At 45.2% G+C, this 11513-nt stretch carries 13 protein-coding genes; 2 read left to right on the forward strand and 11 right to left on the reverse strand.

What is annotated here, in order from left to right:
- Nucleotides 1-17: 17 nt before the first annotated feature.
- From H6995_07180 to H6995_07200, 5 genes are all read right to left on the reverse strand, one after another.
- A complete protein-coding gene (locus tag H6995_07180) occupies nucleotides 18-860 on the reverse strand; it encodes a MoxR family ATPase (GenBank protein MCP5214772.1) in 843 nt (280 codons plus the stop codon).
- A gap of 228 nt (nucleotides 861-1088) precedes the next feature.
- Nucleotides 1089-3320 (reverse strand): VWA domain-containing protein, encoded by a 2232-nt coding sequence (locus H6995_07185; GenBank protein ID MCP5214773.1) that lies wholly within the window; start codon nucleotides 3318-3320, stop codon nucleotides 1089-1091.
- Between the two features lie 64 nt (nucleotides 3321-3384).
- A complete protein-coding gene (locus H6995_07190) occupies nucleotides 3385-3687 on the reverse strand; it encodes a hypothetical protein (GenBank protein ID MCP5214774.1) in 303 nt (100 codons plus the stop codon).
- Between the two features lie 86 nt (nucleotides 3688-3773).
- Nucleotides 3774-4106, reverse strand: a complete 333-nt coding sequence (locus H6995_07195) for a DUF4389 domain-containing protein (protein MCP5214775.1) — start codon at nucleotides 4104-4106, stop codon at nucleotides 3774-3776.
- Nucleotides 4107-4120: 14 nt separating this feature from the next.
- Complete coding sequence (locus H6995_07200) at nucleotides 4121-5155, reverse strand: NAD(P)H-dependent glycerol-3-phosphate dehydrogenase (protein ID MCP5214776.1); 1035 nt, start codon at nucleotides 5153-5155, stop codon at nucleotides 4121-4123.
- 289 nt (nucleotides 5156-5444) lie between these two features.
- On the opposite strand from H6995_07200, the gene H6995_07205 reads away from it, so the two are divergent.
- On the forward strand, nucleotides 5445-6146 hold the full coding sequence (locus H6995_07205) for an AAA family ATPase (protein MCP5214777.1): 702 nt from the start codon (nucleotides 5445-5447) through the stop codon (nucleotides 6144-6146).
- 101 nt (nucleotides 6147-6247) lie between these two features.
- On the opposite strand, the gene H6995_07210 is transcribed toward H6995_07205, so the two are convergent.
- Nucleotides 6248-7549: an ammonium transporter gene (locus tag H6995_07210; protein MCP5214778.1), complete on the reverse strand. Its 1302-nt coding sequence runs from the start codon at nucleotides 7547-7549 to the stop codon at nucleotides 6248-6250.
- Between the two features lie 258 nt (nucleotides 7550-7807).
- On the opposite strand from H6995_07210, the gene H6995_07215 reads away from it, so the two are divergent.
- The gene (locus H6995_07215) at nucleotides 7808-8284 is read left to right on the forward strand and encodes a hypothetical protein (protein MCP5214779.1); all 477 of its coding nucleotides are present in this window, start codon (nucleotides 7808-7810) and stop codon (nucleotides 8282-8284) included.
- A gap of 1 nt (nucleotide 8285) precedes the next feature.
- On the opposite strand, the gene H6995_07220 is transcribed toward H6995_07215, so the two are convergent.
- The 5 genes from H6995_07220 to mobA all read right to left on the reverse strand — a co-directional run bounded on the left by H6995_07220 (nucleotide 8286) and on the right by mobA (nucleotide 11504).
- Nucleotides 8286-9131, reverse strand: a complete 846-nt coding sequence (locus H6995_07220) for an MOSC N-terminal beta barrel domain-containing protein (protein ID MCP5214780.1) — start codon at nucleotides 9129-9131, stop codon at nucleotides 8286-8288.
- A gap of 15 nt (nucleotides 9132-9146) precedes the next feature.
- The gene (locus H6995_07225) at nucleotides 9147-9437 is read right to left on the reverse strand and encodes a DUF1244 domain-containing protein (protein ID MCP5214781.1); all 291 of its coding nucleotides are present in this window, start codon (nucleotides 9435-9437) and stop codon (nucleotides 9147-9149) included.
- Nucleotides 9438-9466: 29 nt separating this feature from the next.
- Nucleotides 9467-9988: a molybdopterin-guanine dinucleotide biosynthesis protein B gene (gene mobB / locus H6995_07230; protein ID MCP5214782.1), complete on the reverse strand. Its 522-nt coding sequence runs from the start codon at nucleotides 9986-9988 to the stop codon at nucleotides 9467-9469.
- A gap of 191 nt (nucleotides 9989-10179) precedes the next feature.
- Nucleotides 10180-10815, reverse strand: coding sequence for an ABC transporter permease (locus H6995_07235; protein MCP5214783.1), 636 nt, complete (start codon nucleotides 10813-10815; stop codon nucleotides 10180-10182).
- Between the two features lie 74 nt (nucleotides 10816-10889).
- Nucleotides 10890-11504 (reverse strand): molybdenum cofactor guanylyltransferase MobA, encoded by a 615-nt coding sequence (gene mobA / locus H6995_07240; protein MCP5214784.1) that lies wholly within the window; start codon nucleotides 11502-11504, stop codon nucleotides 10890-10892.
- Between the last annotated feature and the right edge of the window lie 9 nt (nucleotides 11505-11513).

Here is an 11513-nt window from a genome sequence, read left to right on the forward strand (position 1 = left end):
GGCCTGATCCGTTTCAGTTAAGCTTCACGACGGTTCATAAAGGCCAAGCGCTCCAATAGATGAACATCTTGCTCATTTTTTAACAAAGCGCCGTAGAGCGGCGGAATCGCATTTTTACTATTTTTATCGTGCAGTATGTCTTCGGGAATATCATCGGCCATGAGTAGTTTGAGCCAATCGATAAGTTCTGAGGTGGAAGGTTTTTTCTTTAGTCCCGGTACGTCGCGCACTTCGAAAAAAGTTTCCAATGCGCGAGTGACTAGTTTTTGGTTGATTTTCGGAAAATGCACGTCGACAATTTCCTTCATCGTAGCCGCGTCAGGAAATTTAATATAGTGGAAAAAACAACGGCGTAAAAATGCATCGGGCAATTCTTTCTCGTTGTTACTGGTGATTAGAATAATTGGCCGATGTTTAGCTTTGATGGTTTTTTGCGTCTCGTAGACATGAAATTCCATGCGATCAAGCTCCAATAGCAGGTCATTAGGAAATTCGATATCTGCCTTATCGATTTCGTCAATCAGCAGTACGGTCGGCTGGTCGGCTTCAAAAGCGTCCCACAACTTGCCTTTGACAATGTAGTTGGCGATGTCATGTACTTTTTCATCACCTAACTGTGAGTCCCGCAAACGAGAAACCGCATCGTATTCGTACAAGCCCTGTTGTGCCTTGGTAGTGGATTTGATATGCCATTGGATGAGGTTAAGCCCTAACGATTTCGCCACTTGCTCGGCTAGCATGGTTTTGCCAGTGCCTGGTTCGCCTTTAATCAGCAGAGGTCTCTGGAGGTTAATTGCGGCATTTACTGCCATGGTAAGGTCGTCAGTGGTGACGTATTCGTCGGTGCCATTAAATCTCATAATTAAATCCGAAAATAAATTGTTGTGCAGAGGTCTGCCCACTACCGCTAGGCAAGCGCTAACTGGCTGGGTTTCCACTTGAGTAATATCTAGAGTAACGTGGCAGCGAGTTTAGGTAAAGTGCGCTGTTGCTAAGCCTTGATTAAGAACAATCATTTTGCTGGCGAAGGATATTTTGTATGCAGGCTTAGCCAAAATTAGCAGCACTTTACGCAGATAGAATTCTGTTTATGTGTCCTGCGAGTCCGACTTTTTTTCTGCTTCGTTGATAACATCATCATCGAACTCAAACTCAATTTCGGCCTCACCGTGATTTACTCCAGCATTCTTAACCGGCGCTTCTATATTGCTTTTCGCATCCAGCTCGCTCCATTCCGGAGCAAGCTCGGTTCCTTCTACGATTGCCTCGTCATTAAAATCTAGTTCGATTTCGATTTCGGAAGGACTACCATCATCCAAGGCCAAATCAAGATCATTAGCGTCAGGTGAATTGGCTGCAGGCTCCTTAGGCTCGCTCAATGCCGGAGCTTCGCTACGTTTTGATTTATCACCCAGATTAAGTTTAATTTCAATATCAGCGCTGTCTTTTTCTCTGGTATCGCCCTCCTCGTCAAGAGCTGTTACCTGAGCGGGCTCAACAACGGGAATTTCAGGGTCGAGGATAGCGACTACTTCTGGGCTTGACAAAGTATCCTCAGCCTCGACAGATTTTGTTGTCTTGGCTTCCTGAGTCGAGAGTGCGAGAGGCTCTTTTTTACCATAGTTTTTGAAGAAAGACAGCCCAAGTAAAAGCAGGCCTAGACTTACGCTGGTTATCGCAACGATGATAAGGGTTAGCGGCTTTTCACCTTTCTCAAGTGTTTCAACATGAGGTTGAATCGGCGCCTTTTTGGTATTTTCGCCAATCGATTTATGAAAAGGGACAATGAGTTTGTTTTCTGTACTAATGTCTTTTCGAGAGGCTGTAATGACCAGTGGTTTTGGTTGAAAATGTAGCTGCCGTCCGCTTTGAGTCACACCTTTAAAATCCAGTTTTACTTGGTATTCTGTACTTTTACCATCATCCTTGATTAACAGTTCCCACTGATTGGCATCATTAAGATTAACACTGCTCACCGTCCACTCACCCGTAGAGTCTGTAATGGTTGCGACAATGGTTGACTGATTCAGGTCAAGATCATCATCCATTGGCTCTATGGTGACCAAGTATTCGTCGCTGTTCTCACCTTGCTGCTTGCTGATATGCATTGTTAGTAGGTCATGCACCTGAAATGGAAGTTCAAGTACACGTGTGTAATTAAGCGCTTCAGCAACCACTTTGATTTTGTATAGGCCTGATTGATAAAAGCCGTTAATCTGACCAATATAGAGTCCGCTCGAGTCTGGTTGTGCTTCTAACTCATAATTGAAAGATTCTCTTTCTGTTAGCTCAACACTAACGCGGGGATTACTCGAACCCTCCAATGTTTGCAAAGCCACACTCAGTTCGAGGTTTTGACCAGCGAAGTAATCGTTCTGAAATTTATTCAGATTGATTAATGGCGTGCCTCGAATAAAGACTCTGTTTTCCTCATGAAAGCCATCAGAAAGCCGCCAGCGTCCTAATTCGGGGTTGGACACTTTAACTAGGACAAATTGTTTACCCTGTATCCATTGAACTTGGTTATTCGTAGCGGCATTGTGTTGATTAATATCATTGCCGCTTGGTGATTGCAGGCTCATCGTCAGACCTTGCTCATGTCTTAGCAGTGCGATGAATTCGGTGACGCCGACGTCAATGGCAAATTGCTGATCTTGGATGGGCGTACTGTTGGACTGTTGTATCCGTTGCGCTAGCAACTCCAGAGCAGAATATATGTCATCGGCTTGGTTTAATATGATAGAAAAACCGCCAGTTTCTTTTGCCAGCGTGGTTAATAGACCCGTATCCGCCGTCTTGGAGAGTGCGATGGTGTGAATAAGGTACCCTGCTTCTCTCAGTTTTGGTATGAGCGTCTCCTTAATCCGACGACTTTCTCGTTCATTGCCCCCTGCTTCATCATCGGTAGATACCCCCCCCGCGCTAATCAGTAATATTGAGCGAGGTGCTTGATCCTCCAGTTTTATATCGTAACTGGCTTTGCGTAGTACTAAGCCAATATTGCGGTTCGCAGCAACTGGTCGAATCGATTGAATTTTGCTGATGGCATTGTCATGCCACGATGAGTCGATCCTTTGCTGCGGGACCAAATAGTTGACGTATTTTCCATAGGTCCAAATTCCGACCCGACTGTTTTCTGGTAGTTGGGTAACGAAGAGATGGAGCGCGTCGAGATATTGAGCACTAGGCTGGGCTGTTTTTACTTCTCGTGATATGTCGATAAGGATGCGCAGGTCAAGCGGTTCACTCTCTGCCAGTGCAAGCTGATTACCGCTGAGAAGTAAAATCGCTAAAAAAAATGATGGGAGTATCTGACGCATTTTGGTATTCGTGTGGGTATGTGAAAGAAGAAACAGTGGCCTGTTTTAACTGTTAGCGTTAGTTTTACTGATCCTGCACTGTAGCTGTGTCATCCATTGTCTTTGGCTGTTTAGAGTTTAGTCGGAATCGACGAACTATCCAGTAACTGAGCGTGAGCAAGAATATAAATAACAAATACCCTAAGATAAGCGGAATCAGCACTCGCGAAGTATTATCGGCGCCATTAAATAGCAACTCATGCAGCAGTACGAAAATAGCAGGTGCAATTTCGGCCTGTTCCGGTTGGGCAAACCAAGGAGTAAATAGCAATATGATGAGTAGGCCTAACAAGGCATCACGAATAAAAAACTGATTCAGTCTGCGCATCAATCGCCACCAAAGGTACAGTAGTCCAGATGCGGATAACAGGTAAAACAGCCATAGGTAGAAGTTGAAGGCGCTCATTGAGAAAGTTAAGAGCCCGTTGTTGGCGGTGCTTGCTGCTCATCTTGCTCATCTTCAGCAATTCTTCTGCTCGCTTGCGGCCAGTCAGCGAAGGGAAAGGGTTTGGTTTCACTGTTATAGGTCAGAAAAGCGATAGTTTGTTGTGCGAACTGCGCGAGGCTGTCTCCGAATTGCCTCAAATTAGCATTATTGCTTCCAGTGATAATTGAAAACAAAAACTGAACTAGCGTTACCGCCACGAGAACCATTTCAGCGATTTCATAAACGACCAAGAAAAGAATCATGAACAACCCTCGCAGCCACTGCTTTTCCGATTTTATATTTTCATTTATATCACTCATGGTTGGCTCCCGCTTTATGAATTAACTTTCAGCTTATCGGACAATACAAACTCGACATCTGTGTTTTGGGCTCCCATCATCAGTGTTTTAATGGCCTGACTGATGGAAAGGCCACTATATATTACGTCATAGAGCACATTCACTAAAGGCATATACACAGCCATTTCATCTGCTTTGTGTTTTACTAGTTCGAGGGTTTTGACGCCCTCCGCCACTTCACCCAAGCTTGCGATAGCTTGCTTTAGTGACTCACCTTTTCCCAAGGCATAGCCTACACGATAATTGCGACTTAAGGGTGACATGCAGGTAACGATTAAATCACCTACTCCAGCTAAGCCAATAAAGGTTAACGGATTTGCGCCTAAGGATACGGCGAAGCGGCTCATTTCCGCTAAACTACGAGTGATTAACAAGCTCCGGGTGTTCTCACCCATGCCAAGCGCTGCCGCCAAACCAGAAATAATCGCATAGATGTTTTTAAGTGAGCCAGCCAATTCAACACCATACATATCGCTGCCGCTGTACACTCTGAAATACTCATTGGCTAATAGCGATTGTACGGTATTCCTAACCTCTGGATATTCACTGGCGACTACTGTGCCGGTTAAAACACGTTGGGAAATTTCTTTAGCCAAATTTGGCCCACTCAGCACACCGATTTTTTTGTTATCGGTATAGGCGGCAATAATTTCACTCATCAGCATGAAACCGTCAGCATCAAACCCTTTAGTAGTGCTCACCAGTATTTGCTCTGGCTGTAGATCCGGCTTAATCCTTTGGATAACCGAACGAAAACTACTACTGGGGATAGCGACGAAAATGACCGTACTATCGACAATCGCTTTTTTCAAATCTGTTGTTGCTATCAAACCAGGTTTCAGTGAATAGCCGGGCATATAGCGTTTGTTTTCATGTCGCTCATTTATTTGTTGCGCTGTTGCGGAATCTCGCAGCCAAAGCTGAGATTGATGGCCATTCTCTGCGGCGATATTGGCTAGCACTGTCCCAAAACTTCCGCCACCGAGAACCGCGACTTTTGTTTGGCTCATTATTGAACTGTCTCCTTATCTGGTATGACTAATTGAACAGATTCGCAATAGCCAAATTGAAATGTAAAATTTCTAATTAGAGATTGATTTTTTAAATCTCTTCAAGAATTAACAAGTTATGGTATTTTCATAAATAACTGTTTAGAATATCGTTCCATTTTAGTGGAATTTAAACGATTTGCGAAATGGCTACTACAAATGAGCCTAAGGTTAATAGTTAGCAGCTCATCTTACTAGAGGGAATTTTGAAAATAAGGATGCTTTAACTCATTATAAAGATTCATTCACTATGAGAATAATCAAAAATACAAAAGCACATAGAGTTCTTATTTTAAATGCCAAAGGTGGTTGCGGAAAAACGACTATAGCAACCAACTTAGCCTGCCAATTTGCTACAGAGAATCAAATAACAGCGTTAGTTGATTATGACCCCCAGGCTTCCAGTACCTGTTGGCTGGAGGCAAGACCTGCCCACATGCCATCAATTCATAGTATTTCTGCTTATCAACATAAAGGCCAAATGACCCGAACCTGGCAGCTGAATGTTCCGCAGGGGACCACCCGCGTTGTTGTTGATACCCCCGCCCGCCTTGACACCATTACCGCGTCGAAATTGATCAAAGAGGCGGATACTATCTTGATTCCCGTGTTAGCCTCGGCAATAGATATACGCGCTGCAACTCAGTTTCTTGAAAGCTTAATGAAGGACTCGGAATTTAGGCGTCTTGATCGTAGAATTGCTGTGCTGGGTAATCGCGTCAGAAAAAACACTAAAGCCTACGCTAAGTTGCAAAAATTTTTAGAAGATCTCAATATCCCCTTTCTAACAAGCTTGAGAGATACCCAAAACTATGTGCGTGCTGCGGAAGAAGGCCTAGGCGTTCAGGAACTATCCCATAAAAGCGCGCAAAAAGATTCAATTCAGTGGCACTCGTTAGTACGTTGGATCGACGGTGAACAGGACCTGGCTATTCAGCATTCGGTTTCCTAAATTGAACGCAATAGATAAGTTTGAACTAATCAACAAAAAGCCCGGAAATATCCAGGCTATTGTTAATTGCTTATGATTTGAAATTCTTTATGCAAAGCACCCTATAAATCGTAACCACGTTCATTGTGCAAAACTAAATCCAAACCTTCCCTTTCCTCTTCACCACTCACACGTAGCGGCATAACGAGCGCCATCAGTTTTAAAATAACGACGGTAACTACAGCGGTATAGAACAGTGTTGATATAACCCCAATTGCCTGCACTCCAAGCTGCTTACTCATGCTCATACCTTCAGCGAAGCCTTGGCCACTAAAAATACCCAATTGATCTGACGCGAAAAAACCGGCAAACAGCGTACCCAGAATACCACCAACACCGTGTACTGGAAAAACATCGAGGGAGTCGTCAATCTTTAATACCCTCTTAATCCAGATGGTTGCAATAAAGCAAACGAATCCGGCAGTTAAACCAATAATTAGAGCGCCCGCCGGACCAACATAACCGGATGCAGGGGTAATAGTGCCGAGTCCAGCCACCATGCCAGTAACAATGCCCAAAGCGCTAGGCTTGCCGAACCGAACCCACTCGGCGAACATCCAGGTAAGCGCACCAGCGGAAGCGGAGATATGAGTAACTAACATGGCCATTCCGGCGTTACCATTGGCGGCAAGAGCGCTGCCTCCGTTGAAGCCAAACCAACCAACCCAGAGCATACCTGCGCCCATGACGGTCATGGTCATATTGTGTGGCGGCATTGCCTGGGTAGGGAAACCATTGCGATTTCCGAGCACTACTGCCGTCACAATTGCCGCCACGCCTGCGGTAATATGCACCACGGTTCCACCGGCGAAATCCAATAGCCCCAGCTGTCCTAGCCAACCGCCACCCCAGACCCAATGAGCGACAGGGGCATAAACCAAAATGACCCACAGGGCCGAAAAAACAAGTACTGCAGAAAATCGCATTCTTTCCGCAAACCCACCCACGATCAGAGCTGGCGTTATAATCGCAAATGTGAGCTGAAACATAGAGAAAGTAGATTCAGGTATATCGCCACTCATGGCGTTGACAGATACGCCTTGCAAGAACCATTTGTCAAAACCACCAATAAGCCCACTACCTTCGCTGAAGGCAAGGCTATATACACAGACAAACCAAAGGATTGATACGAGACAAGTAATTGCAAAACACTGCATTAAAACGCTCAGCACGTTTTTAGAGCGTACTAATCCGCCATAAAACATCGATAAACCTGGTATCGTCATAAATAACACCAGTGCTGTAGCGGTGAGAATCCAAGCGCTATTACCCGAATTTAAACTATCTATTGATTCTGCGCACGCCAGGCTTGGTAATAGCGTTAAAGATGAGAAGGTCAGGTATTTACAGGTGAATTTTAACATTAGGAAAACTCATTATTTTTATAGAATTATCTAGCTTCCGATGCGAAGGCGTAAATCATAGCAAATATTTTTTACTAACTTAATAAATGAGCCAATAAATTTTGAGTTGATTTCGCCTCGGCATCATCATGCCTCGGATGAGTAGCAGTCCAAGCTACTCGATTGTATGTTATAGCGGGTTGTTGAACGCTGGTCAGCCATTGGAGAAAGCTCTATACTTGGCCGCGAATTAAACTGTGCCATGGAAACTCTTGCGCTATGACAAGCAAAGCATCTGTATCGTTAAAACCCGAACAACTCCTTTCGATCTCCGCACAAGCGCTGTATAAGACCTTTTTTGAAACCGCCAGAGATCAGTCCAAGCAAATATTCAAAGAGCTGGAAAAGGGTAAAACCTGTTCGCTTTATGTGATGAAAATAGCCAACGGCCAGGAAATTCAAGGTAAGCTGAGTCTGGATAAAACTGAGTTTGTCGGCAAAATAAATTACAGCGCGTTTCGTGCTGCACTTGAGGTAATGGTTAAGCGCATCGCTGACAAGATCAACAAAAAAGAAGACCTTAATATTTTCACCAACGAAGATAACGGTGAATTGGTGTTCCATATTCCAGGCTTTGTCGAAAACGATGGGCAGGTAAACATCCTGGTGCTCGGTGTTGTACAACAAGCAGCAGGCGTTATCGGACAAAAGTTAATGTTTCTCGACCCGACTCAGTTTGCTAAAAAAGACAAATAATTTACTCGTTTAGCAGCAATAACCGGTCGCCTATCTTTATTAGCTTGTTCTGCCCCCGCTCTAGCACCGAGTTCTGTCCAAAATAGGCGCCCTTAAGAGCGGGAGCCGTATTTAATTCTTTGAGTGTATTCAGCGGCTGTTGCGACTCCTTGTTAACGCTGCCGCTAATTTGATCCGTATTGACCACCACGCAGCGCTCGCTCGGATAGCATAGTCTGATTGAATAGCGCCCACCTTCCTCTTGCAGTGAGGCTTTCGAGTACTCTTCGTATTTACCCATACCACTGAGCAAAATATTTGGGCGAAATCGCTCAATACCGATGGTCTGGTGTCCTTGTCGGAGTAGATTTTCATTGAGATCAGCAAGTGAGTTTTCATTAGTGACTAAAAATGGTGCCGCATCCGCAAACTGTGTTGAGCAGTGTTCACCCAGCAAACCAGGATTCGATTGTGGTCTCAACACGTTGTCGTCCATTCTGACCAGCCGTAACGGATAATTCGATTGCAGTACTTCCGTTAACCAACCTGACGCCGCTTCACCCTCATCAAGGGCAACAAACTGATCACGCCAGACACTGACTTCGGTGCTTTCTAATTTGGCTCCTTCGGCGGTAATATGAAGCGGCTCATGCCCCGGCGCTGAAATGGTTAAGCCGTCTGCAGTTATGCTCGGCACCAGCGTGGCTAACATCGGTTTTTGGCGTTGTGTCACCATCCGTCCATTCGGCATCACGACCATCCAGTGACGATCATAGGCCAACCCCCTTGGGGTTAGGGTCGCCTGATTGAGCGTGGTGCCACGCAACCCTTTGACGGGATAAATAAATAGACCGCTAACCTGGATCATTGCCATTCCTCTACACTAATCGTGATTGTGTTGCAGCTGTTCCAGCTGATCCACACTCGCAGGGGTTTGATATTTTGCCTTCCATTGCTCATACGGCATGCCGTAAATAGCTTCGCGGGCTTGGTCGTAATCCATGGTCAGCCCTTTTTCCTGCGCCGCAGCAAGATACCATTTGCTAAGACAATTTCGGCAAAAGCCCGACAAATTCATTAGGTCAATATTTTGTACATCCTTACGTTCGTCAAGATGTTGAACAAGACGCCGAAACGCCGCCGCTTCAAGTTCAATCTGTGTTTGTTTGTCCATTATGCTTACCTCTAATCAAGTGGTTATTTTTAGGCAGACTCTAAATACCGCAAAATAAAATCCGCAATTTGTGAAGTATCGTTTAAATCCAGTAAAGGACAGTCTCTGCCGTATTTGAGAGGGTCGAGTTTTTGGTCTGCTGCAAATGCAACGATGCTGGGAATATTATCAGGCATCGGCTGATTTGATTTCTCATTTTCAGTTCTAATAACCTGAATTTTCGGGTGCTGTTCGATCTTATAGCCCTCGACCAGAATCAAATCGACATCGTCGCTTAACTTCTCAATCAGTTCCGTTAAACTGGGCTCTCGCTTGCCCTCAAGTTCATGAATTAAGGCCCAACGCAGATCAGAGGTGACGATAACCTCTGCGGCACCTGCCTTACGGTGCTTGTAGCTGTCGGTATTTGGAATATCGATATCAAAATCATGATGCGCATGTTTGATGGTAGCGACCTTTAACCCTTGCGCGCTGAAGTGCTCAACCAGCTTCACCACCAAGGTGGTCTTACCGGAATTCTTCCAACCCGTAATACCGAATACTTTTTTCATAAAGTCTTTTTACTCGCGGAATAGAACTTACCTGGAAGAAACTTAGCTATTGAGCATTAACAAGAACAGACCTCATTATACATTAACTCCGCTACGCAAAGGCCAAAACACCGTTGCATTTAAAGTCTATCTTGGTAATCGTTTGGCACCAGAGCCAACCGGAAAGTTATACTGCTCGGGCAAAGCGTCTACTAGTGTTGAAAGATGCCGATCCTGTTTGGACTTGCAAGACGCGCAAGAACAATTGTCACAAGGGATATTAATAAAAAAATCAGCCCTAGAACGAGAGCTAACGGCAAATGGCTCTGATTGATGATAAAGGGAACTGGCGCTGACATTGCCGGGATTAAAAATTCCAGACTACCGCCGACCAGCAAGACTAGCGCGATATCTGTTGTCGTTCGCCCAAATCCGACCAAAATTACCGTTATCAGCGCTATCCGCGCACGCCAAAATAAAGTAGGCAACGCTTGCTGTGCATTCATTCGCCAGGAGCGTAGTTGTGGTTGCAAGCGTTTCCACTCGGATTCTATGTGCTCGATGGATAGCGCCATGATAATGGGCGTAATGAGAATAGATAGTGCAATAATGATCGCGGTTGGTTGGTAAAGTAGGCCAAAAATCCCATAGGAACCAAGCCGGGACAGCAGCAAATAAATGACCAGACTAACCATCATTGCAGGTAGTCCGCAAAAAGCGTTAAGCAATCGCTGTAGCGCAGGTCTTTGAGGAAATCGTTTCACCGCTAACATACCACCTAACGGCAGTCCGATGAAAGCCGCGATCGCCAGTGAAACTAGGCTAATGCGTAAAGATATTAATATCATATCCCACAGCTGACTGTGCCATTGAAAAAGTGATAATACTATCTCTAGAAAAGAACTATTCCCCTCTGCCACCACTAAACTAACCTCTTTGCTTGTGCTAGATCCTCTGGCCTATTCAAATTGAAAAATGGATCGAAGGGCTCCGTCTCGTAAATCACCTCAGCGCAGCGGTGGCGATCTAACCAAGCCCCCATTTTTCGCAGCTCCTCTTCCACCAGCGCACGATGTAAATCCTCATATAAACGGATGGGCCACAAGCCAAACACAGGGTGTTTTTGACCGCCACTCTTAGCGCAGGCTAGCTCAGCTTTTTGATCCGTTATTGCTTGGGCTAAACGTTCGACCAAATCCAGCGGAAAAAAAGGTGTGTCGCTTGCGAAACTGGCTAGCCACTGGCAATCGGGAGAATTTTCTTTTGCCCATTTCATGCCGGTTAAAATGCCGGCAAGCGGCCCGGCGTAACCTTCTACGCTGTCTGCAACCATAGGTAATCGGTAGGATTGAAAGCGATTTGAGTCACCATTCACATTGAGCACTAAGGTATCGACTTGCGGGCTGGCGCGCTCAATCACTCGGGTTAACAGGGTTTTATCTTTTAGCATGAGCTGACACTTATCGCCGCCGCCCATCCGCCGTGATAATCCTCCCGCCATGACCACGCCGACTATCGGCCTTATATCTTCGAGCATCATAACCCG

Source organism: Pseudomonadales bacterium, from assembly GCA_024234615.1.
Lineage (GTDB): Bacteria > Pseudomonadota > Gammaproteobacteria > Pseudomonadales > IMCC2047 > JAJFKB01.